Raw genomic sequence first — 21,845 nt, 5'->3', positions numbered from 1 at the left:
CTCTTCGCGTATCAGGCGAAGATCGACCGCAGGCCGTCGAGGTCGTGCACGTCGGTCGCCTGCGCCTCGATCTCCAGCACCGGCACGTGCGCGAACTCGCTGCTGAACCCCGCGATCACCGCCCGCTCCCGGTCCTCCAGCAGCGCCACCGCGGCGTGGGCCCGCAGGGCGTCCGCGGTCAGGTCCGAGACGCCGTCGAGCTCCTGCGCCGCGGCCAGGGCGCTCTCCGCGTCCAGCGGCAGCACTCTCCGGTGTACGCGATTGAGCATCAGCCCGGCCAGCGGCATGTCGTCGACGCCGAGACGGGATGCGAAGAAGGCGGCCTCGCGTACGGCGTCGGGTTCGGGGGCCGCCACGACGAGGAAGGCCGTCTGCGGATCCTGCAGTACGCGATACGTCTGCTCGGCCCGTTCGCGGAAACCGCCGAACATCGAGTCGAGGGCGGACACGAAGCCCGACAGGTCCGACAGGAGCTGGGCGCCGAGAATCTTCTGGACCGTCTTGGAGACCATCCCGAAACCGGCGGTGACCAGGTTGAACACGCTGCGTCCGCCGGCCTTCGCCGGGGCGAGGAACAGGCGCAGCATCCGGCCGTCGAGGAACCTGCCCAGCCGGGCGGGGGCGTCGAGGAAGTCCAGGGCGGACCGGGACGGCGGCGTATCCACCACGATCAGGTCCCAGGTGTCCGCCGCCCGCAACTGGCTCAGCTTCTCCATCGCCATGTACTCCTGCGTACCGGCGAAGGTCGAGCTCATGGCCTGGTAGAAGGGGTTGGCGAAGATCTCGGCGGCCCGGCGCGGCTCGGTGTGCGCGGCCACGACCTCGTCGAAGGTCCGCTTCATGTCGAGCATCATCGCGTTGAGCTCGCCACCGTCGCCGGACTTCGTGCCCGGGACCAGCCGGGGCGTGTTGTCCAGCTCGGTGAGGCCGAGCGACTGGGCCAGCCGCCGGGCCGGGTCGATCGTCAGCACGACCGTACGCCGCCCGTGCACCTCGGCGGCCCGCAACGCCAGCGCGGCGGCGGTGGTGGTCTTGCCGACCCCGCCGGACCCGCAGCACACGACGATCCGGATGCCGGGGTTGCTCAACAGCTCGTCGATGTCCAACGGGCTCATGAGGCCGCCAACGTCGTCGCGAAGTCCTTCAGCGCGGTCAGATCCACCCCACCGGGGCGCAGCGGCAGTTCGACCATGGGCCGGCCGAGTTCGGTCAGCTCGTCGCGCAGCGTCGCCTCGACATCCCGCCGGGCCAGGTACGCCTGCGCCTCCCGCTGCAGCCCGACGACCGTCGCCTTGTCGGCCGCCAGGCCGGCCGCGGCCAGGCCGCGCTTGAGCTCCGTCTGCGGCACTTTGCGTACGCCCGGGAAAAGCGCGGGACGGGCGCAGTTGACGATCACCTTGCCCACCGGGATGCCCAGGCCGCGCAGTTCGGCGACGGCGTCGAGCGACTCCTGCACGGGCATCTCCTCCAGGAGGGTGACCACGTGGACGGAGGTCATCGGGGAGCGCAGCAGGGCGGTGACGCCGTCGCTCTGCGACTTGATCGGGCCCATCTTGGCGAGCTTGGCGGCCTCGGCGGTGACGTTGAGGAAGCGCCCGATGCGGCCGGTGGGCGGGGCGTCCAGGACCACGGCGTGATAGCGGCGGCGGCCCTGCTCGTCGGTACGCGTCGTCGCCTCCTTGACCTTGCCGGTGAGCAGCACGTCGCGCAGGCCGGGGGCGATGGTCGTGGCGAAGTCGACCGCGCCGACCTTGCGCAGCGCGCGACCGGCGGCGCCGAGCCGGTAGAACAGCGCCAGATACTCCAGCAGCGCCTCCTCGGCGTCCACCGCGAGGGCGCGGACCTCGCCGCCGCCGGGGGTGGTCGCGATGAGGCGCTCGGCGTACGGCAGCGGATCGCGGCCGAAGAGCTGGGCGATGCCCTGCCGCCCCTCGACCTCGACGAGCAGCGTGCGATGGCCGCCGGCGGCCAGGGCGAGGGCGAGCGAGGCGGCGACCGTGGTCTTGCCGACGCCGCCCTTGCCCGTGACCACGTGCAGGCGGGCCGGCCACGATCCGGCCGGCCCGCTCGACGTGCTCGCGGAAGTCACCACTCCGATGAGGCTACCTGCTCGAACTCCCCGCGGCCCCGGCAAGGCAGTGATGCCTTGCGGGACGCGGGCGCCCGCAATCACGTTCGGCGCACAGACCTGTGGCCGAGCTGTGGTGCCTTGCGGGACGCGGGCGCCCGCAATCACGTTCGGCGCACAGACCTGTGGCCGAGCCGATTACCAGGTGGTCCGAGCTGGTCACTTGGTGGTGACGTCGCAGACCCACCAGCCGTTGTCCTTGATGGTCGTCAGGACGAGCTCCTGGTGGCTGACCTTCTCGTCGGCCGTGTTCATGGTCAGCTTCACGTCGACCTTGGCCGAGTCCTCGGTCTGGTCGGAGACCGTGGGGGTCTCCCAGGCGAAGGTCGGGTTGCTGTAGGTGCTCGACAGGTCGCGGATCGACTTGATCTGCGCCGCGATCGCCTTGTCGTCGCGCGCCTGCTTGCAGACCGTGGTGGCCGCCTTCGTGGAGCTCTGGTCCTTGTAGAAGGCGGTCATGAAGTCGCCGGCGGCCGTCTTGGGATCGGCGGCACCCTGGCCACCCTGCCCGTTGCGGCCCACGGCGAAGTACGCGGCGGTGCCGCCGCCGACGCAGAGGACCAGCACCACGCCGAGCACGATCAGCGTGATGAGCAGGCCCTTGCTCTTCTTCTTGGGCGGCTCCGGCGCGACCGCGTACGGGTAGCCGGCGGGCACGCCCGAACCGGGGTAACCGCTCGTCGGGTAGGGGACACCGGTCGTCGGCACGCCCGGCTGGCCCGGCTGCCCGGCGTAGGTCGGCTGGCCGGCGTACTGGGGCTGGCCGGGGTATTGGGGCTGGCCCGGGTAGGCCGGCTGACCGGGAGCGCCCGCGTACGGCGGCTGGCCCGGCAGCGGCGCGGTGGCCTGGCCCGGTTGCGGCGGGTAGGGGCCGGCCGGCTGGCCGCCGTAGGGAGTCGGGTACGCCGCGGTCGGCGCCGTACCGGGCGTCCCTGCCGGCGGGATCGGGGCGGTCTGGCCGGCCGGCGGCCACGCGGCGGGCGCGGGCTGGGTCGGCTCGGCGGCCGGCGGCACCGCGGCGGGCGGGTACTGAGCGGCGGGCGGGTACTGGCCGGCGGGCGGCGGGTACTGGCCGGCCGGGGGCGCCGACGCTACGGGCGGGACCGGCGGCACGGACGCGGGCGGCGCGGAGGCCACCGGGGGAACCGGGCCGGTCGCTGCCGGGGGAACCTGAGCAGGCCAGGTCGCGGGCGGGACCGGAGCGGCGGGCGGCGTCGCCGGGCTCTCGGCGGCCGGCCACACGGGCGGCGTCGGCGGAGCGTCGGCCGGCGGCGAATAAGGGTCGGCCGGAGGCTGGTACGCGCCCGCGGCCGGAGTCGGCTCCGTCGGGCCGTGCGGCTCGGTCATGTGCTTTGACTCCCCAGTGTCGTAAGGCCGCCCAGCATAGCGGGAGCAGGCTACGCGTACAGCCCCGGGCGCCGGGCGCGATCACCGGCGAGCCGACGGGGTTCCGCGCTGTTTCCGTCGAACCGGTCCCGATACTTTGTCCTCATGACAAGGTGGGAGTACGCGACCGTGCCGTTGCTCGTGCACGCGACCAAGCAGATCCTCGACAACTGGGGCGCCGACGGCTGGGAACTGGTCACCGTCGTGCCGGGACCGAACCCGGAGCAGCTCGTGGCGTACCTGAAGCGCCCTAAGGAGCAGTGATGACCGACGTGCACGCCCGGCTCGCCGAGCTCGGCCTGAAGCTGCCCGACGTGGTCCCGCCGGTGGCGGCGTACGTGCCGGCCGTCCGGTCAGGCAACTATGTCTACGTGTCCGGCCAGCTGCCGATGGCCGACGGCAAGCTGCTGGCCACCGGCAAGGTCGGGGCCGAGGTCTCGGCCGAGGACGCCAAGCCGCTCGCCCAGCGCTGCGCGCTCAACGCGCTGGCCGCGATCGCGTCGGTCGCCGATCTGGACAAGATCGTCCGGATCGTCAAGGTGACCGGCTTCGTCGCCAGCGCACCCGGCTTCACCGGTCAGCCCGGCGTGGTCAACGGCGCGTCCGAGCTGTTCGGCGAGGTGCTGGGGGCGGCCGGCGTACACGCGCGCAGTGCGGTCGGTGTCGCGGAGCTGCCGCTCGGCGCGCCGGTCGAGGTCGAGGTCATCGCCGAGGTGTCCGCCTGAGGCGTCCGTCCGAGCGAGGGTGGGTGTCACAGCCGCGACGTAACATCGTGACGTGACTACCGGGGTTGGGCTGCCGAGCCATGTTCGTCATCTGCTCGCGCCCAATCCCGGACCGATGACCCTGGACGGCACCAACACGTGGGTGCTGGACGGCACCACCGTCATCGACCCGGGGCCGGCCGACGAGGCGCACCTGGGCGAGATCGGCCCGGTCCGGTCGATCCTCGTGACGCATCGCCACATCGACCACGTCGAGGGCGTACCACGGCTGGTGGAGATCACCGGGGCGACCGAGGTCGCCGAGGTCGAAGGGATCGAGGTGCTGCCGACACCGGGACACACCCGCGATTCCGTCAGCTTCCTCGTCTCCCGGGGCGGCGATCGAGTGATCTTCACGGGGGACACGATCCTCGGCCGGGGCAGCAGCGTCGTGATGTGGCCGGACGGCGACGTCGCGGCGTACCTGGAGACGTTGCGGACGCTCAGCGGGCTCGACGGGGTCATGGTGCTGCCGGGGCACGGGCCGGTCCTGCCGGACTGCGCGGCCGCCGCCCGCTGGCTGCTCGATCACCGTCTGGAGCGGCTGGAGCAGGTCCGCGACGCGCTCCGCCGGGGCGCCGAGTCGCCCGAGGACGTCGTGAAGATCGTCTACGCCGACGTCGACCCGGCCATCCTGATCGCCGCCGAGTGGACGGTCCGGGCCCAGCTCGAGTACCTGCGGGACCATCCATGACCTGCCCCATCTGCGGGACGGTGACGGTTCCGGGCGCGAACTTCTGCCACAACTGCGGCGCCGCCCTGCCCGGCGCGGCCGACCTGCCCCAGGCCGAACGGCGTACGGTCACCGTGCTGTTCGGGGACCTCTCCGACTTCACCTCATGGTCGGAGGCGCTCGACCCGGAGCGGGTCGGCGCCGTGACCGACCGCGTCATGTCGGCGCTGGCCGGGGCCGTGAAGACGTTCGGCGGCCACGTCGACAAGCTCACCGGCGACGGGATCATGGCGGTCTTCGGCGCGCCCGTGGCCCACGAGGACGACGTCGAGCGGGCCGTCCGCGCCGCGCTGTCGATGCAGCGGGCCGTCCGCCGGGTGCTCGACGACGAGCGGGGCGGCGGCGCGCCGCTCGGCCTGCGCGTCGGGCTCAACACCGGCGAGGTGATCGCGGGCGTCCAGGCCGGCCTGGAGTACACCGTCATCGGCGACACCGTGAACACGGCCGCCCGGCTCGCCGACGCCGCCGCCATCGGCGCCGTCTACGCGGGTGCGCGTACCGCCGCGTCGACCCGGCACCTGGCCGGCTGGCGGGAGCTGAGGCCGCTGCGGCTCAAGGGCAAGCGCGACCCGGTCGAGACCTACGAGCTGCTCGGCCTGCACGACGCGCCCGGCACCCGCAGCGGGATCGGCGACGAGGCCCCGTTCGTGGGCCGCGAGACCGAGATCGGCCGGGTCGTGGGCCGCCTCGCCGAGGTGATCGACCGCAACGAACCCCGGGTCCTCGTGATGACCGCCGAGGCGGGGATCGGCAAGACGCGGTTCGCCGGCGAGGTCGAGCGCTACGCGACCGGTTATGACATCGGACCGGGGCGCTTCCCCGCGCGTACAGGTGCCCGGGTGTTGTCCGTGCGGTGCGCGGCCTTCGGCGAGCGGCGGCGGCTGGCGCCCCTCGCGGATCTGGTGCGCTCGGCGATGGGTCTGCCGGTGGACGAGGCGTCGACCGGGCTGACCCGCGCGGCGGTCGAGGAGCGGCTGCGGCGCCTGCGCGGACGGCTGGCGCTGCGCGTCGGCGCGGGCCGTGAGGTTCCGCCGATCCCGACCGAGCCGCTGCTCGCGCTGCTGGGCCTGGCGACCGACCTGGCCGCGACCGTGGACGGGGTGGCACAGCCGGACGAGGAGAAGGTGGCGCTGGAGATCAGCGTTCTCGCGACCGCGGTGGCGCAGCTGCTGTCGGCGCTGACCTTGGAGTCTCCGCTGGTCGTGGTCGTGGACGACCTGCACGACGCGACGCCGGAGACGGTCGACGCGCTCGGCGTGGCGCTGGAGGAACTGAGCGGGCCGGTGCTGGTTCTGCTCCTCGGCCGTCCCGAACTCGTCCGTACGGCCGGCCTGCTGACCCGCGTCGCCGACGCCGAGGTGCAGACGCTCGCGCCGATGCGCGGCGCCGACGCGGCCCGCCTGCTCTCCAGCTACCTGCGCGGCGGGCGGCTGCCGCAGTCCGATGAGGACAGACTGCTCGCCACCGCGCAAGGCAACCCGTTCTACCTGGCCGAACTGGTCATGCTGCTCATGGAGCGGGGTGCGCTGACCCGGGGCGTGGCCGGCCGGGGTACGCCGATCACCGGCCGCGACGCCGAACTGGGCGCGGTCTGGCGGCTGACGCCCGGCTCGCTCGACAACCGGCTGCTGTCCCGGGATCTGGCGGCGGTGCTGGCGGCGCGTATCGACGCGTTGCCGCCGGACGCCCGCTCGGTGCTGCGGGACGCGGCCGTCGTCGGCGACAGCACGCCGGCCGGGGCACTGGAGGCGTTGCGGGAGCGGCGCTCCGGGCGTGACGGCCGGCCGGCCGCGGTGGTCGCCGTCGAGCTGGACCGGGCCATCGACGAGCTGCTCGCCCGCCGGATGCTGCGCCGCCAGCGGGGCGGGTTCGCCTTCGCCACCCCGCTGCTGCGCGAGGCCGCGTACGCAGGAATTTCCAAGGCCGACCTCGCGGAGCGGCACGCCTTCCTGGCCCAATGGGCCGCCCGCGGCTCGACCGAGGCCGACCTGGCCGGTTCGGGACCGTGGCTCGCGCCGTCGGGACGCACGCTCGCGCCTTCGCTGGCCGGGGTCTCCGACGCCGCGCGGGACGAGTTCATCGCCGACCACGCGGAGCGGGCGGCCCTGCTCGCCGACGCCGTACGCCTGCGCCCCGACGCCGCCGCCCGATCGGTGGCCGATCTCGGGCTGGCCGCGCTCGGCCGGGCCGCGACCCGCGCCACGCACGAGGGCCAGCCGGCCGCCGCGCTGGACTTCACGGCGCGGGCCCGCCGGCTGGCCGCCACCACCGGCCGGCCGATGCCGCTGCGGATCTGGCTGATCCACACGCGGGCACTGCTCCAGGCCGGCCGGTCGGCGGAGGCTCTCGCCGAGGCGGAGAAGATCATCGCCGACGCGGGCGACGACGGCTGGGCCCGCGCGTCGGCGCTGCTGCTGGCCGGGCGCGCCCTGCGGGAACTGGGCGACCCGAACCGCAGCGCCGAACTGTGGCAGGAGGCGCTGACCGTCGCGACCGCGGTGGACGCGCCGGCCGAGCGGGCCGAGGCGATGCGCCGGCTCGGCATGGCCGACTTCCTCGGCGGCCGGCTCGCCGACGCCGGCAGCCGGTTCACGGCCGCGTACCAGGTGGCGGTGGCGGCTGGCGATCGGCGCTCGCAGGCCTGGTCGCTGCAGAACCTCGCCTGGGTCACCACGACCCGGGGCGACTTCGCCGGCGCGGACGCCGCGCTCGCCCGCTCCGCGCGGCTCTTCGCCGAACTGCACGACCCCGTCGGCCGGGCCTGGATGCGCGGCGCCCTGGCCTTCAACCGGCTGCTGTCCGGCCGCCTGCACGACGCGCAGCGGCTGGCCCGGGTGTTCCTGCCGTTCGGCGAGCGGGTCGGCGAGGCCTGGGCGGTCGGCACGCTGCGCGCGGTCGACGCGTACGCGGCCGCCGAGCTGGGCCAGCTCGAATCGGCCGACCGGGAGGCACGGCGGGCGTACCGGGACTTCGCGGCGGCCAACGATCTCTGGGGCCGGGGCTTCGCGCTCGTCGTCCGCGGGGTCATCGCCCGGGGGCTCGGCGAGCTGGGCCACGCCGCCGACCTGCTCAGCGACGCCCTGGAGTACGGCGAGCGGGTCAATCACCCGCTGCTGCTCGGCATGGCCGGGACCATCCGCGGCTTCGTCGGCCTCGAACAGGGCGACGCCGCCGGCGCCGAGGCCGACGCCCATCGAGTGATCACTATCACGCGGGCGGCCGGTGTCCTCGAATCCGCGCAGGTCGGGCCGACAGCCCTGCTGGGAGCGGCGTACCTGGCGGAGGACCGGGTGCAGGAGGCGGTCGAGGTGCTGCAGCCGGTCGCCGAGGCGGCCGAGGGCCCGTCGATGCTGTTCGCGCGTCGTCAGGCGGTCGCCCTGTACGCGTCGGCCCTGCTCGCGGCCGGTCGGCCGAAGGAAGCGCTGGAGCAGGCCCGGCTGGCCATCCAATTGCCCGCCGACGATGTGCGCAGCCGCGTATCGGCCGAACGGGTCCTCGCCGAGTGTGAGTCGGCGATGGGATATTCCGCGCCAGCGTGACCGGCTAAGTTCAGATCCGTGAGCACCCCCAGGATTCCCGGTCTCGGCGAGCTGCAGCTGCTCGCCCGGGGCGGGTACGCGACCATCTACCGGGCCTCGCAGGGTTCGGTGGGACGCGAGGTCGCAGTCAAGATCGAAAACCGGACGCTCGACGACGAGCTGGACCGGCGGCGGTTCGTACGCGAAGCGCGGGCGGCCGGACGGATGTCCTCGCACCCGTTCGTGGTGGACCTCTTCGACGCCGGCGTGTGTGACGACGGGCGCCCCTTCCTGGTGATGGAGCTGTGCTCCGAGTCCTACGCCGACCGCCTCAAGCGCGGCGTGATGATCGCCAGCGAGGTACGCGAGCTCGGCGTGAAGCTGGCCGGTGTGCTGGCCGACGCGCACGACCTCGGCGTCCTGCACCGGGACGTGAAGCCGGCCAACATCCTGGTCAGCGCCTTCGGCGAGCCGGTGCTGGCCGACTTCGGCCTGGCGATCCTGGTGGAACTGCGTGACCCGAGCGTGAACCTGGAGATCCTGACCCCCGCCTACGCGCCGCCGGAGATGTTCGACCGGGCCCGGCCGGCCCCCTCGGCGGACGTGTACGCCCTCTGTGCCACCCTGTACGCCCTGCTCACGGGCGCTCCGCCGCGTTGGCGGGACGAGGCGATGGGCGGCATCGCGGCCCTGCTGGAACTGTTCGGGCAGCCCATCCCGGACGTGCCGGGCGCGCCGCCGGAACTGGTCGAGGTGCTGCGTACGGGTATGGCGAACGATCCCGAGGACCGGCCGACCGCCCGCGAACTGGTCGTCCGGCTCAAGGAGGTCGGCCAGGTCGAGGTGCAGGTGCCGGTGCAGCGCCGCCCGATGGAGGTCGACGAGCCCACCGAGCAGGCCCCGCGCCGTTGGAGCATCGCCCGCCTCTTCGGCTTGGACTGACCTTCACCCCCACCCGGCGAGGCGTGGCGCGCCCCGCCGGGACTCGCGGGATTGGCGTAGGCGAGCCGGAACCACCTTCAAGAACCACTCGTTGTCGGTTTGTTGACTGACCGGTGGGGAGTGACGGCGATGGCGATCCTGGAGACGAGCCTCGATCCGCGTGCATCGTCCTATCTCGACAATCGAGGCCTGATGTCGGCCGCGTTGGGCGAGGTCGAGACCGCGATCGGCGAGGCCTGTGAGGGCGGCGGCGAGAAGCAGGTCACCCGCCACCACGCCCGCGGCAAGCTGCTCCCGCGCGAGCGGATCGAGCTGCTCGTCGACCGCGACAGCGCGTTCCTCGAACTGTCCACGCTCGCCGGCTACGGCACCGGCCAACCGGTCGGCGCCGCCGTCGTCACGGGCATCGGCATCATCGCCGACCGGCCCTGCGTGATCACCGCGAGCGACCCGACGGTCCGCGGCGGCGCACTCAACGCGTACACGGTGAAGAAGCTGGCGCGGGCCGCGGAGATCGCGCTGGTCAACAAGATTCCGCTGGTCACGCTGGCGGAGTCGGACGGACCGGACCCCGCCGCCGACGGTGAGCTGCTGCTCGCGGGCGGCGCGAGCCTGCGCGACCAGGCCCTCTTGCGCGCCGCGGGGGTTCCCGCGATCTGCGCGGTGTTCGGCGTGGTGAGCGGCGGTTCGCTGCCCGCGCTGGCGGATCAGACGATTCTGGTACGCGGACAGGCGCGGGTCCATCTCGCCGGACCGCACCTGGTCCGGGCGGCCACCGGGCAGATCGTCGACGACGAGTCCCTGGGCGGGGCGACGTTGCACGCGACCCGGACGGGCCTGGCCGACCAGCTCGCGGAGGACGAGCGCGACGCGGTACGCCTGGTACGCCAAGCCGTCAGCCGCCTGTGCACGATGCCGGCGGCGGCCCCGCGCGACGTGGCGCCGCCCCGGTTCGACGCCGAGGACCTGCTGGCCGTGGCCCGGGGCGACGAGGCGTTCGACCCGCGCGAGATCCTCGGCCGCGTCCTCGACGGCAGCGAGTTCGACGAGGTCGCACCGCTTTTCGGCGAGGGCCTGTGCACCGGTTTCGGGACGGTGCACGGCTACCGGGTCGGGATCGTCGCCAGCGCCCGGCCGGTGCTCGGGGTGGACGAGGTCACGAAGGCGGCCCGGTTCGTCCAGCTCGTCACGGCCTCGCGGCGCCCGCTGGTGTTCCTGCCGAACACGAGCGGCTTCGGCATCGGCGTGGAGCACGAGGGGCAGGGGATCTCCGTACAGGCGGCCCGGCTCGTGGACGCCATCGCCACCAGCGGTACGCCGATGATCACCATCGCGGTCGGGGCCGTCCACGGTCCGGCGGGCCAGGCCCTCGGCGGCCGGTCGATGCGGCCGCGATTCCTGTTCAGCTGGCCGAACGCGCGTACCGCGCCGCTGCCGCCCGCCCAGTTGCCCGCCATCGCCGCCCACCGGGCCGCCGTCGACGAGACCGGCCCCGCCGAGGGCTCGACCGGCCGGCTGTCGGCGGAGTCGAGCGCCCTGTACCGGTCGGGGCAGCTCTACGACGACGGGGTCATCGACCCGCGCGACACGCGTACGGTCCTCGGGATCTGTCTGTCCGTCCTCCAGGGAGCGTCATGATCAGGCGATTGCTCGTCGCGAATCGGGGCGAGATCGCCCGGCGGATCTTCGCCACCTGCCGGACGATCGGGATCGAGACCGTCGCGGTCTACTCCGACGCGGACGCCGGGGCGCCCTTCGTGTCCGAAGCCGACTACGCCGTCCACCTGCCGGGCTCGGCGCCCAGCGCGACCTACCTGCGCGGTGACCTGATCATCGCGGCCGCCCGCAAGACGCTGGCCGACGCGATCCACCCGGGCTACGGCTTCCTGGCCGAGAACCCGGACTTCGCCGAGTCGGTCGCCGAGGCCGGCCTGCTGTGGGTCGGGCCGCCGGCCAAGGTCATCGAGGTCATGGGGGACAAGGTCGAGGCGAAGGCGCTGCTGGCCGAGGCCGAGGTGCCGACCCTGCCGAGCTGGACCGACCCCGAGCTGGTCGACGAGTTCCCGGTGCTGGTCAAGGCGTCCACCGGCGGTGGCGGCCGCGGCGTACGGGTCGTGCGCGAGCCCGCCGCGCTCGGCGAGGCCGTCTCCTCGGCCCGCCGGGAGGCGTTCGGCGCGTTCGGCGACGGCGACGTGTTCTGCGAGAAGTACGTCGAGGGCGCCCGCCACATCGAGGTGCAGATCCTCGCCGACCAGCACGGCGGCATCGTGACGCTGGGCGAGCGGGAGTGCTCGATCCAGCGCCGGCACCAGAAGGTGATCGAGGAGACGCCGTCCCCGGTGGTCACCCCGGAGCTGCGTGAGCACCTGTGCAGCGCGGCGATCGCGGCGGCCCAGGCGGTCGGCTACGTCGGCGTCGGCACGGTCGAGTTCCTGCTGACTCCAGCCGGCGACTTCTTCTTCCTGGAGATGAGTACGCGCCTGCAGGTCGAGCACGTCGTCACGGAGATCGTCACCGGTGTCGACCTGGTACGCATGCAGCTCGTCGTGGCGGAGGGCGGCAAGCTGCCGATGCTGGCGCCCCCACCGCTGCGCGGGCACGCGATCGAGGCGCGGCTGTGCGCCGAGGACCCGTCGACCGCGTTCCTCCCCGCGACCGGCGTGGTGCACCGGCTCGACGTTCCCGGTGTCACCGGCCGGTTCGGGATACTGTCCGCGCCTGGTATCCGCCTCGACGCGGGCGTGGAACCGGGCTCGGTCATCGGCGTCCACTACGACTCGTTGCTGGCCAAGGTCGTCGCGTGGGCGCCCACCCGGCCCGAGGCCGCCCGGCTGCTCGCCTCGACGCTGGCCCGCGCCCGCATCCACGGCATCGTGACGAACCGGGATCTCCTGGTGCGTACGCTGCGCCACCCGGCTTTCCTGGCCGGGCAGACCGACACCGGCATGCTCGACCGGCATCCCGAAGTCCTCGCCCCGCTGCTGTCCAGTGTGGACGCCGTACGCCTCTCCTGCCTCGCGGCCGCCCTCGGCAGCGCCGCGGAGCGGCGGGAACTCGCGCCGCAGCAGCCGTCGGTGCCGTCCGGTTGGCGTAACGTGCCCACGGTCGCGCAGACCGTCGTCTACGAAGGGCCGGCCGGGCCGGTCGAGGTCGGCTACCGCCTGCACCGCACCGGCGCCCTGGCCCAGTGGTGGGTACGCGCGGTCGACCCCGAGGAGCTGGACCTGGCCGGACTGGGGCAGCCCGGGCCGACCAACGACCATCCGCCGGTGGCGGTGATCTCGGCGTCGCCGACGCTCGTCGTGCTGGACGTCATCGGCATCCTGCTGTCGGTCCACCTCAACCGGGTCGGATCCGTCACCTATGTGGACAGTGTCGAGGGCTCGTTGGCGCTGACCGAGCTGCCCCGCTTCCCCCTGCCCGGCCCCGAACTCGCCGACGGCGCACTGACCGCTCCGCTCCCGGGTGCGGTGGGCCGCGTACTCGTGGTGCCCGGGCAGCGGGTGGACGCCGGCGAGCTGCTCATGACGCTGGAAGCGATGAAGCTGGAGCACCCGGTGCACGCGCCGGCGGCCGGGGTGGTCACGGAGCTGCCGGTCAGCGCCGGTGCCCAGGTCGACACCGGCACGGTCCTCGCCGTCCTCACCGCCTGACATCCCCACCCCGCGCTGCGCCGCGCTGCCCGCGTTTGCTCGCTCGCTCGCTGTCCCCAAGATCCGGTTTGGATCAGGTTTGCGCACGTAATCATGGGCCATGATTCGGGTGATTTCCCTGATCCAAACCAGATCTTGAGGACCTCACCAGATCTTGGGGCCCCGGCAGGGGGCTCGACGGCGGACCGCCGGGCTCCTCAGGGGAGACCGGCGGTCCGTCAGCGAAAGGATGTTCGGTTGTTCTTTCGTACCGGCCCGCCGTCGTCTCAAACGAGTGACCGCAGTGTCTGCCGCTGGAACCTTCGGGCAGGCCGGCCGTCTCTCACTGGTGCGCGGAAGCCCCGCCCACGCTCCACGCCGACGCGCTGCCGAGCACGCCGATCGCGTTGCCGCTGATGTTGATCGGGATCTGGACGGGCGCGTACACCTGGGTGCCGTTGAGGACGCCCACGTTGCCGGTGCTGATCAGCTTGGCGCCGTGGTCGTGCCCGCCGTGGCCGTCCTGGCAGCCGCACGGCTTGGGCTTGGGCTTCGGGGTCGGGTGGCCGTAGCCGCCGCCCTGGCCGCCCACGTAGCCGCCCTCGGTCACCGACTCGGTGCCCAGGGGCAGCAGGGAGGAGGTCGGCAGGACGCCGGACAGCGCGCCCGTCGAGCCGGCGCCGCTCATCAGGCCGCCGAGGAGGTCGCCGCCGCCGCCGAGCGAGCCCGTGAGGCCGCCGAGCAGGCCGCCGACCGCGGGCAGCCCGTCGATCAGGCCCCCACCGCCGAGCAGGCCGGCCTCGGTCGATTCGGTCGATTCCGTGCCGGGGCAGCCGCAGCCGGGCGTGTGCCCTGAGCCGCCGCCCTGTCCACCGTGGCCGGTGTGGCTGCCGTGCCCGGACCCGCCGTTGGTCGCGGTGGAGCCGCCCGCGCAGCCCGCCAGGGCCTGCCCGAGTACGCCGACGGCGTTGCCGCACACGTCGATCGGAGCCTGGATCGGGGCGAGGATCTGCGTACCGTTGCCGATGCCGATGTTCGGACCGGTGGTCGCCGAGTAGTGCGCGAAGCCCCACTCCGGGCTCAGGCCGGCCGCGGCGCCACCGTGGCACACGGCGTCGGCAACGCCCGCGACCGCCACGGCGTTGCCGCAGATGTCGATCGGTGCCTGGATCGGCAGCAGCGCCTGGGTGCCGTTGAGGATGCCCAGGTTGTCGCTGCTCACCAACGTTGGATCGGCGGCGTGCGCGGCAGTGCCCGCGGCCATCAGGGCGCCGGCGGTCAGGGCACCGGCGTTCAGTGAGCGTCGAACCCACGTCTTCATCGCGAGGGACCTTCTCTCGATCGTCAGGTGGAACCTTTGGACGTATCGGGAAACGAAGGCATTCCGTGCGTTGACGCTGGCTTGTCGGATGGGCGACAGAGGAAATGGCGGTAGTTCGAAGCCGCTTACCGCCAAATGTCTGTTTTATCGGTTATATGGCTGACAACCTCGGCCGAACGGCCGAGCGGGGCGACTAGACCCGCGCCCGCCTGGCCAGACGCTCCGGGTCGAGGATGATGACGCTCTTGCCGTCCAGGCGCAGCCAGCCGCGCGACGCGAAGTCGGCGAGGGCCTTGTTGACGGTCTCCCGGGAGGCGCCGACGAGCTGGGCGAGCTCCTCCTGGGTCAGGTCGTGGGTGACGCGCAGGACGCCGCCGTCGCGCGTACCGAAGCGGCCGGCCATCTGCAGGAGGTTCTTGGCCACCCGGCCGGGCACGTCGGTGAAGATCAGGTCGGCCAGCGCGTCGTTCGTACGCCGCAGCCGGCGCGCCAGCACCCGCAGGAGCTGCTCGGCGATCTCCGGCCGGTTGGTCAGCCACGGACGCAGGGCCGCCTTGCGCAGCCGGGCGAGCCGGGTGTCGGTGACGGCGGTGGCGGTCGCGGTACGCGGACCGGGGTCGAACAGCGACAGCTCACCCATCATGTCGGACGGGCCCATGACGGCGATCAGGTTCTGCCGGCCGTCGGCGGCCCGCCGGCCGAGCTTGATCTTGCCGGACAGGACGATGTAGAGACTGTCGCCGGGCTCGCCTTCGTTGAAGACGACCTCACCCTTGCGAGCCTCGATGATCTCGATCTCACGGGCGAGAGCCTCGGCGGCCTCCGGATCCACGCCCTGGAAGATCCCGCTGCGCGCCAGCACCTCATCCATTGCGCCACACCTCCACCTGCGTTCGCGCCGCCTCCAGCGGCCGCGCGACATCGCGCAAGGTCAGTCTAGGCACACGAGGGTCGCAACCGGACGGGTACCCAAAAGATCGCTGATCAGGGCGGAGTAGGGTCGGCCGGTGCGTCCTGAGCTGCTCTTTCGCGAAGAAGACGGTCGTAGTGCGCCGATGGCGGTCTGGCGCCTCCCCGGGACATTACCGACAATCTCCTCAGGTCCGCTCGGCGGGGGAATCGGTCGGCGGTCCTGGGTGATCAATGCCACCGTGCCAATGTCATACAACCGTGATGATCCAGATACCCATTTGACCGAGATCGCCGGTGACATCGGCCTCACCGGCGACGGCGTCGGCCTGCTCACCGGAGTGGACACCGGCCTGCTCGTCGAGGCCTGCGACGAGGGCGTCACCGTCTGGGCCACCGTCGGCCTCGGCAACGCCGGCCTCGCGGCCGCGCCCGCGGAGCCGATCGCGTACCGGGCGGGGACGATCAACGTCGTGGCTCGCGTACCGGCGGCGTGGACGGATGCCGCGCTGGTCAACGCGGTCGCCACGGTCGCCGAGGCCAAGGCTCAGGCCCTCCGCGATCTCGGGTACGCGGCCACGGGCACCTCGACCGACGCCACCTGCGTGATCGCGGACGCCGACGGGCCGGCCGAACCCTACGGCGGCCCCCGGTCCCGGTGGGGATCGCGGCTTGCCCGGGCTGTTCACGAGGCCCTTCTCGAAGGCGGCCGTCGATTCTCGGCCGAACAGGTCGCCTGGTCGGACCGTTGATCCGAGACCGGCTCAGGTGAACGAAGGGGTCGGCGCCACGGGCGGCTGACGGGTAGGGTGGCACGCGATGGCCACCCCCCGACGCTCCTCGCGTACGCCACGCCCCCGGTTGATCCTCATCGGCGCCGTGGCGCTCATCGTCATCGGTGCCGGCGCCGCTTACGGCGGCCTGACGGCCCAGCACAAGCCGGAATGGGCCTCGGGCAAGGCGGGGCAGCCGTCGGCCGGTGCCTCGGCCTCGCCGCAGGGCGACCAGTCGCCAGCCGCGCAGGCCGAATCCGAGACGATCACGCTGGGAGCCACCGGCGACAACGTCATGGGCGGGCCGGGCAACATGCCGGCCAACAACGGCAAGGACATCTACGCCAAGGTCAAGTCGTTGTTCGACGCCGACCTGATGATGGGCAACCTCGAAGAGCCCGTCACCAACGACACCGGCTACCGCAAGTGCAGCCCCGGCTCGACCCAGTGCCACCAGTTCTACGTGCCGCCGTCCTGGGCGAAATACCTCAAGGACGCCGGCTACGACCTGATGAACATGGCCAACAACCACGGCAACGACATGGGCTCGGCCGGCTACAAGGGCACGCAGCAGTCGCTCGACGCGGTCGGCCTCAAGCACACCGGCGCGCCCGGCGAGATCACCGTCGTCGACGTCAAGGGCGTCAAGGTCGCGGTCGTCGGCTTCTCCTCGTACGCGTGGAACAACAGCCTCATCGACATCCCGAAGGCACAGGATCTGATCAAGGAAGCGGCCGGCCAGGCCGATCTCGTGGTCGTCCAGGTGCACATGGGTTCGGAGGGGACGGCGTACACGCACGTGAAGCCGGGCACGGAGATCTTCCTCAGGGAGAACCGCGGCGACCCCGTCGCGTTCTCGCACGCCATGATCGACGCGGGCGCCGACCTCATCGTCGGCCACGGCCCGCACGTCCTGCGGGCGATGGAGTTCTACAAGGACCGGCTGATCGCGTACAGCCTGGGCAACTTCCTGGGCGGCGGCCGGACGCTGAAGCCGGACGGCATCCTCGGCTGGGGCGGCGTGCTCAAGGTGACGCTGCACAAGGACGGCACCTGGGCGGGCGGCCAGCTCCAGTGCACGATCATGAACAACGTCGGCATCCCGTCGCCGGACGCGGCCAACCACAGCGCGACGCAGTTGTCGAAGCTGACCAAGGCCGACTTCCCGAAGACCGGCGCGGTGATCGGCGGCACCGGGAAGATCACACCGCCGGCCGCCTGAGCCCGTCCAGCTGAGCCGTCTAAAACTGGACATCGCGGACCCCCAGGGTGTGCCCGCCCCGCCGCCGTCGTACGCGCGACGTAATGTCGACGCCGTGACCGAGACGGAGCTGGGGTTGAAGCGGCGGGCCCGCAGGATGGCCCGGGAACTGGCGGAGATCCATCCCGACGCGCACTGCGAACTCGACTTCACGACGCCGCTGGAGCTGGCGGTGGCGACCATCCTTTCCGCGCAGTGCACGGACGTGAAGGTCAACGAGGTGACGCCGAAGCTGTTCGCGCGCTACCCGACCGCCGCCGCGTACGCGGGCGCCGACCGTGCCGAACTGGAGACGATCATCCGGCCGACCGGCTTCTACCGGAACAAGACGGACTCACTGATCAAACTCGGTACGCGCTTGACCGAGAGCTACGGCGGCGAGGTGCCCCGGAAGCTGGAGCAGCTGGTGGAGCTGCCCGGCATCGGCCGCAAGACGGCGAACGTGATCCTCGGCAACGCGTACGGCAAGCCGGGCATCACCGTCGACACGCACTTCGGCCGGCTGGTCGGCCGGTGGCGCTGGACCGAGGAGACCGATCCGGTCAAGGTCGAGTTCGCGATCGGCGCGCTGATCGAGAAGCGCGACTGGACGATGCTGTCGCACCGGGTGATCTTCCATGGGCGGCGCGTCTGCCATGCCCGCAAACCGGCCTGCGGTGCGTGCACCCTTGCGCCGCAGTGCCCGTCCTACGGCGCCGGGCCGACCGGCCGCGACGAGGCGATCAAGCTGCTCAAGGGCCCGCGCGTCGCCGAACTCGCCGCACTCGTCGAGGCCGAGCCGCCGGCGGGGCAGCAGTGAGGCGCGCGCTCGCGATCCTGGCCGCGGGATTGCTGCTGGCCGGTTGCTCGGCCACGCCGACGACCACGGTCGCGGACGACGGCCCCGATCCCTTCCCGGACTGCGGCGCGGTCGTCGCGGACGCGGTGGGTGCGGGCGTACCGGATGTGACGGTGCCGTGCTTCCACGGTGGTGAGTCGATCCGGCTCGCCCAGATCAAGGGCGCGGCCGTCGTCAACCTGTGGGCGTCGTGGTGCGCGCCGTGCCGCAAGGAGCTGCCCGCCTTCCAGGCGCTGGCGAAGAAGACCACCGGCCAGGTGACCGTGCTCGGTGTCGTCACCAAGGACACCCGCAGCGCGGCGGGCTCGCTGGGCGAGGACCTCGGCCTGAGCTTCCCGGCCGTCTTCGACGCCGACGGCCGGCTGAGCACCGAACTCGTCAAGCAGCGCCTCGCCACGGCCGCACTGCCCGTCACGCTGTTCGTCAAGGACGGCCGCGTCGCGTACGTCTACCAGGGCACCGCGCTGGACGCGGCCACCCTGGACAAGCTGGTCACCGAACACCTCGGCGTGGCCGCATGACCGTCGGGGGACCTCCGCCGTGGATGCGGGAGCTGGTCGAGAAGGCGGAGGCGGCGCGTACATCCGACTTCACCCGGTTCGAGGTGCCCGAGGCGGGCGGCCGGGCGGCGTCGGTGCTGATCCTGCTGGCCGACGACGAACCGCACGGGCCGGACGTGCTGCTGCTCGAGCGCGCCGCGACCATGCGCAACCACGCCGGGCAGCCCGCGTTCCCCGGCGGCGCGGCCGACCCGGGCGACGGCGGACCGGAACAGACCGCCCTGCGCGAGGCGGCCGAGGAGGTCGGCCTCGATCCTGCCACCGTCACGGTGCTCGCCACGCTCCCGGAGCTGTGGATCCCGGTCAGCGACTTCGTGGTCACACCGGTGCTGGCTTGGTGGGATGAGCCGCACCCGGTGACCGCGCTCGAACCGGCCGAGGTGGCGAGGGTCGCCCGCCTGCCCATCGGAGAGCTGGCCGACCCGGCGAACCGGCTGCGCGTACGCCATCCGAGCGGGTGGACCGGGCCGGCCTTCGCGGTCGGTGACATGGTCGTCTGGGGATTCACTGCGGGGATCCTGACCGTCCTGCTGGAGTTGGGCGGCTGGGCGCGCCCATGGGACGAGTCGCGCATCGAGAATCTGCCCGTACGCTAGGCCAATGTCCGTCGTCGACGTCGTTCTGATCCTCCTCATGGTGGTGTTCGCGATCAGCGGGTACCGCCAGGGATTCCTCATCGGCGTGCTCTCGTTCACGGGCTTCTTCGTCGGCGCGCTCGTGGGATTGCAGGTCGGCCCGCTGCTCGCCGACCGCTTCTCCGACGCGACCCTGCGGGTGGTGGTCGCCCTCATCGCCGTGTTCGGCCTGGCCATCCTCGGTCAGGCCCTCACCGGATGGCTCGGTTCGCGGCTGCGCGGCGGCATCACCAACCCCAGCCTGCAGGTCGTCGACGACCTGGGCGGTTCGATCGTGTCGGTCGTGGCCGTCGCCCTCGTCGCCTGGCTGGTCGCCATCCCGCTGAGCAAGTCGGACGTGCCGTGGCTGGCCGGTTCGGTCCGCAACAGCGTCGTCCTCGGCGGCATCAACCAGGTCATGCCGAGCGAGGCCACCACGCTGACCAACGCGCTGCGCGACACCATAGACACCAACGGTTTCCCGGACGTGTTCGGCCAGCTGGTGCCCACGCGCGTACGCCCGGTGCCGGAGCCGGACAGCGCTCTGGCCAAGTCGTCGATCGTGGTCAACTCCCACCAGTCGGTCATCAAAGTCCTGGGCAGCGCGCCGAGCTGCTCCCGCCGCATCGAGGGCTCCGGTTTCGTGTACGCGCCGGAGCACGTCCTCACCAACGCCCACGTGGTCGCCGGCACGACGTCGGTGGCGATCCGGGACGAGGACGGCGACCGGCACGCGGCCCGGGTCGTCGTCTACGACCCCGAACGGGATCTCGCCGTTCTCTACGTGCCCGGGTTCGACGCACCCGCGCTCCGGCTCGCCGACGACGAAGTGGACACCGGGGCCGACGCGATCGTGCTCGGCTACCCGCTCGACGGCCCCTACGACGCCCAGGCGGCCCGCGTACGCGACGTCGGCGACATCACCGGACCCGACATCTACGACGAGCAGCGGGTGACCCGCGAGGTCTACACGATCCGGGCGCTGGTACGCAGCGGCAACTCGGGCGGCCCGCTGATCACGCCGAGCGGCCGGGTCCTCGGTGTGATCTTCGCCGCCGCGGCGGACGATCCGACGACCGGCTTCGCGGTGACGGCGGACGAGGCGACCCCGGTGGCGGCCCAGGGCGCGACCAAGACGGTCGGCGTGGGCACGCAGACCTGCGCCTGAGCCCACCCCCGGGAAACGGGGCCTGCCGACGCGTGAGCTGCTAGAGGCGTAGGCGGCGGAGGGTGGCGGCCGCGCCGCCGACGAGCACGATGACGACCGCGATCCCGGCCGGCAGCCCGGCCAGGGGCATCGTCCGCGGCTGCCGCGTGATCTCCCCGTCCGGAATCGCGGTGGGCGTCGACTCGGGCCGTTCCGTCGCCGGGCTGCTCGACGAGCGGGCCCGGCCGAACCGGGCCTTGCCGGGCGGCGGCGTCGTGTCGAGCGGGTTGGTGGTCACGTCGACCATGGTCGAATTCAGTGCGGCCACCGGGTCGACGAGGCCGAAGCCGTAGGTGTCGTCACGGCCCGGGGCGCCGAGGTCGTCGGCCGTCCGGATCAGCCGGTTGACGACGTTGGCGGCCGACATCAGCGGCCATTTCGACCGGAGGAGCGCGGCCGCGGCGGCGACGAGCGGCGCGGCGAAACTCGTTCCCTCGACCGTCCAGTAGCCGCTGGGGCGGGCACCGACGAGATCCGTGCCGGGGGCGGCGAGAACGGTCTGCGGGCCGCGGAGGGCGCCGGGCCAGATCGAGTTCTGATCGTCGTGCTGCAACCCCGTCACGGCCAGTACACCGGGTTCCCGGGCCGGGTACCACATGGTGTCCTCGGCGGGCGGCGACTCGTTGCCGGTGCACGCGACGACGACCACGTCCTTCTCGAACGCGTAGTCGATGGCGTCGGCCAGTTCCGGGCTCGCCACGGTGCCGCCGAGCGACATGTTGATGACCTCGGCGCCGTGGTCGACCGACCAGCGTACGGCGTTGGCGACCACGCGGGCGTCGTCATAGCGGTTGCGGGAGTCGAGCACCCGGACCGGGAGGATCTTGGCGCCCGGGGCCAGCCCGAGCACGCCGCGCTTGTCGTCACCGCGCCCGGCGATCAGCCCGGCGACCGTGGTGCCGTGACCGACCGCGTCCGACTGGCCGTCCCCGCCGGGCGCCACGAAGTCGTTGCCCTTCAGCACCTGGCCGACGAGGTCGGGATGCTGGCCGTCCACACCGGAGTCGATGACGGCGACCGTCACGCCCGTCCCGTCGGCCTGTTTCCAGGCCTCCTGGGCGCGCAGCGTACGCAGCTGCCACTGCTCGTCACGGACCTGGTCGGACAGGAAGGCCGCGACGGCGTGGCCGCCACCGGCACCCGTCGCGGCCGCCACCGGCACCGGTAGACCAGCCGTCACCAGGGCGGCGAGCAGCACCGCCAGGCACACGCGGAACAGCGCCGTCGCATGAGGCGGTCCGGCGCTGTGCGAATTCCGT

General features: G+C 72.6%; 18 protein-coding genes and 1 pseudogene. 13 read left to right on the top strand and 6 right to left on the bottom strand.

From position 1 onward, the window contains the following. Positions 1 to 11: 11 nt before the first annotated feature. From G401_RS0107195 to G401_RS55630, 3 genes are all read right to left on the bottom strand, one after another. Complete coding sequence (locus G401_RS0107195) at positions 12 to 1,115, bottom strand: ArsA family ATPase (RefSeq protein WP_027341967.1); 1,104 nt, start codon at positions 1,113 to 1,115, stop codon at positions 12 to 14. After that, positions 1,112 to 2,089 carry an ArsA family ATPase gene (locus G401_RS0107190; RefSeq protein ID WP_027341966.1) on the bottom strand — a complete coding sequence of 326 codons (978 nt, stop codon included), beginning with the start codon at positions 2,087 to 2,089 and terminating at the stop codon, positions 1,112 to 1,114. The genes G401_RS0107195 and G401_RS0107190 overlap by 4 nt, the downstream gene beginning before the upstream one ends. Before the next feature lie 198 nt (positions 2,090 to 2,287). Further along, positions 2,288 to 3,475: an Rv0361 family membrane protein gene (locus tag G401_RS55630; RefSeq protein WP_051366305.1), complete on the bottom strand. Its 1,188-nt coding sequence runs from the start codon at positions 3,473 to 3,475 to the stop codon at positions 2,288 to 2,290. A 144-nt stretch (positions 3,476 to 3,619) separates the two neighbouring features. Here G401_RS55630 and G401_RS55625 point away from each other — a divergent pair, with 144 nt between their 5' ends. The 7 genes and pseudogenes from G401_RS55625 (at position 3,620) to G401_RS0107150 (ending at position 13,124) form a co-directional block, all read left to right on the top strand. Continuing rightward, positions 3,620 to 3,778 (top strand): DUF4177 domain-containing protein, encoded by a 159-nt coding sequence (locus G401_RS55625; protein WP_157545400.1) that lies wholly within the window; start codon positions 3,620 to 3,622, stop codon positions 3,776 to 3,778. Beyond that, the gene (locus G401_RS0107175; RefSeq protein ID WP_027341965.1) at positions 3,778 to 4,239 is read left to right on the top strand and encodes a RidA family protein; all 462 of its coding nucleotides are present in this window, start codon (positions 3,778 to 3,780) and stop codon (positions 4,237 to 4,239) included. The genes G401_RS55625 and G401_RS0107175 overlap by 1 nt, the downstream gene beginning before the upstream one ends. 52 nt (positions 4,240 to 4,291) lie before the next feature. After that, positions 4,292 to 4,972 carry an MBL fold metallo-hydrolase gene (locus tag G401_RS0107170; RefSeq protein WP_027341964.1) on the top strand — a complete coding sequence of 227 codons (681 nt, stop codon included), beginning with the start codon at positions 4,292 to 4,294 and terminating at the stop codon, positions 4,970 to 4,972. Beyond that, positions 4,969 to 8,547, top strand: a pseudogene (locus G401_RS44075) (adenylate/guanylate cyclase domain-containing protein); the annotation flags it as partial. The gene G401_RS0107170 and the pseudogene G401_RS44075, both read left to right, overlap by 4 nt. Before the next feature lie 21 nt (positions 8,548 to 8,568). Next, positions 8,569 to 9,471 carry a serine/threonine-protein kinase gene (locus tag G401_RS44070; RefSeq protein ID WP_051366304.1) on the top strand — a complete coding sequence of 301 codons (903 nt, stop codon included), beginning with the start codon at positions 8,569 to 8,571 and terminating at the stop codon, positions 9,469 to 9,471. 129 nt (positions 9,472 to 9,600) lie between these two features. Beyond that, complete coding sequence (locus G401_RS44065; RefSeq protein ID WP_034590996.1) at positions 9,601 to 11,109, top strand: acyl-CoA carboxylase subunit beta; 1,509 nt, start codon at positions 9,601 to 9,603, stop codon at positions 11,107 to 11,109. Beyond that, positions 11,106 to 13,124, top strand: a complete 2,019-nt coding sequence (locus G401_RS0107150; protein WP_027341963.1) for an ATP-binding protein — start codon at positions 11,106 to 11,108, stop codon at positions 13,122 to 13,124. The genes G401_RS44065 and G401_RS0107150 overlap by 4 nt, the downstream gene beginning before the upstream one ends. Positions 13,125 to 13,446: 322 nt before the next feature. On the opposite strand, the gene G401_RS0107145 is transcribed toward G401_RS0107150, so the two are convergent. Both G401_RS0107145 and G401_RS0107140 read right to left on the bottom strand, forming a co-directional pair. Further along, a complete protein-coding gene (locus G401_RS0107145) occupies positions 13,447 to 14,424 on the bottom strand; it encodes a chaplin family protein (RefSeq protein WP_027341962.1) in 978 nt (325 codons plus the stop codon). Between the two features lie 193 nt (positions 14,425 to 14,617). Beyond that, positions 14,618 to 15,295 carry a Crp/Fnr family transcriptional regulator gene (locus tag G401_RS0107140; RefSeq protein WP_027341961.1) on the bottom strand — a complete coding sequence of 226 codons (678 nt, stop codon included), beginning with the start codon at positions 15,293 to 15,295 and terminating at the stop codon, positions 14,618 to 14,620. Between the two features lie 184 nt (positions 15,296 to 15,479). Between G401_RS0107140 and G401_RS0107135 the strand changes: the two genes are divergently transcribed. The 6 genes from G401_RS0107135 (at position 15,480) to G401_RS0107110 (ending at position 20,547) form a co-directional block, all read left to right on the top strand. Then, positions 15,480 to 16,085, top strand: a complete 606-nt coding sequence (locus tag G401_RS0107135) for an adenosylcobinamide amidohydrolase (protein ID WP_051366302.1) — start codon at positions 15,480 to 15,482, stop codon at positions 16,083 to 16,085. A 67-nt stretch (positions 16,086 to 16,152) separates the two neighbouring features. Further along, positions 16,153 to 17,328, top strand: coding sequence for a CapA family protein (locus G401_RS0107130; RefSeq protein WP_027341959.1), 1,176 nt, complete (start codon positions 16,153 to 16,155; stop codon positions 17,326 to 17,328). A 49-nt stretch (positions 17,329 to 17,377) separates the two neighbouring features. Further along, the gene (nth, locus tag G401_RS0107125) at positions 17,378 to 18,166 is read left to right on the top strand and encodes an endonuclease III (RefSeq protein WP_281174144.1); all 789 of its coding nucleotides are present in this window, start codon (positions 17,378 to 17,380) and stop codon (positions 18,164 to 18,166) included. After that, positions 18,163 to 18,726 (top strand): TlpA family protein disulfide reductase, encoded by a 564-nt coding sequence (locus G401_RS0107120; protein WP_027341957.1) that lies wholly within the window; start codon positions 18,163 to 18,165, stop codon positions 18,724 to 18,726. Before nth ends, G401_RS0107120 begins: the two co-directional genes overlap by 4 nt. Continuing rightward, positions 18,723 to 19,361 (top strand): NUDIX hydrolase, encoded by a 639-nt coding sequence (locus G401_RS44060; RefSeq protein WP_034590995.1) that lies wholly within the window; start codon positions 18,723 to 18,725, stop codon positions 19,359 to 19,361. Before G401_RS0107120 ends, G401_RS44060 begins: the two co-directional genes overlap by 4 nt. 4 nt (positions 19,362 to 19,365) lie before the next feature. Next, positions 19,366 to 20,547, top strand: coding sequence for a MarP family serine protease (locus tag G401_RS0107110; protein ID WP_027341956.1), 1,182 nt, complete (start codon positions 19,366 to 19,368; stop codon positions 20,545 to 20,547). Between the two features lie 40 nt (positions 20,548 to 20,587). Here the strand turns inward: G401_RS0107110 and mycP are convergent, their stop codons facing one another. Next, positions 20,588 to 21,796: a type VII secretion-associated serine protease mycosin gene (mycP, locus tag G401_RS44055; protein ID WP_051366300.1), complete on the bottom strand. Its 1,209-nt coding sequence runs from the start codon at positions 21,794 to 21,796 to the stop codon at positions 20,588 to 20,590. Positions 21,797 to 21,845 lie beyond the last annotated feature (49 nt).

Origin of the sequence: Hamadaea tsunoensis DSM 44101, from assembly GCF_000428945.1 — a bacterium.
GTDB lineage: Bacteria > Actinomycetota > Actinomycetes > Mycobacteriales > Micromonosporaceae > Hamadaea > Hamadaea tsunoensis.
This window is presented reverse-complemented; position numbering and strand designations above follow the sequence as displayed.

Coding starts and splice junctions, on each gene's coding strand:
- G401_RS0107195 (WP_027341967.1), bottom strand. CDS start 1,115: ATGAGCCCGTTGGACATCGACGAGCTGTTGAGCAACCCCGGCATCCGG.
- G401_RS55630 (WP_051366305.1), bottom strand. CDS start 3,475: ATGACCGAGCCGCACGGCCCGACGGAGCCGACTCCGGCCGCGGGCGCG.
- G401_RS55625 (WP_157545400.1), top strand. CDS start 3,620: ATGACAAGGTGGGAGTACGCGACCGTGCCGTTGCTCGTGCACGCGACC.
- G401_RS0107175 (WP_027341965.1), top strand. CDS start 3,778: ATGACCGACGTGCACGCCCGGCTCGCCGAGCTCGGCCTGAAGCTGCCC.
- G401_RS44065 (WP_034590996.1), top strand. CDS start 9,601: ATGGCGATCCTGGAGACGAGCCTCGATCCGCGTGCATCGTCCTATCTC.
- G401_RS0107150 (WP_027341963.1), top strand. CDS start 11,106: ATGATCAGGCGATTGCTCGTCGCGAATCGGGGCGAGATCGCCCGGCGG.
- G401_RS0107145 (WP_027341962.1), bottom strand. CDS start 14,424: ATGAAGACGTGGGTTCGACGCTCACTGAACGCCGGTGCCCTGACCGCC.
- G401_RS0107140 (WP_027341961.1), bottom strand. CDS start 15,295: ATGGATGAGGTGCTGGCGCGCAGCGGGATCTTCCAGGGCGTGGATCCG.
- G401_RS0107135 (WP_051366302.1), top strand. CDS start 15,480: ATGGCGGTCTGGCGCCTCCCCGGGACATTACCGACAATCTCCTCAGGT.
- G401_RS0107130 (WP_027341959.1), top strand. CDS start 16,153: ATGGCCACCCCCCGACGCTCCTCGCGTACGCCACGCCCCCGGTTGATC.
- G401_RS44060 (WP_034590995.1), top strand. CDS start 18,723: ATGACCGTCGGGGGACCTCCGCCGTGGATGCGGGAGCTGGTCGAGAAG.
- G401_RS0107110 (WP_027341956.1), top strand. CDS start 19,366: ATGTCCGTCGTCGACGTCGTTCTGATCCTCCTCATGGTGGTGTTCGCG.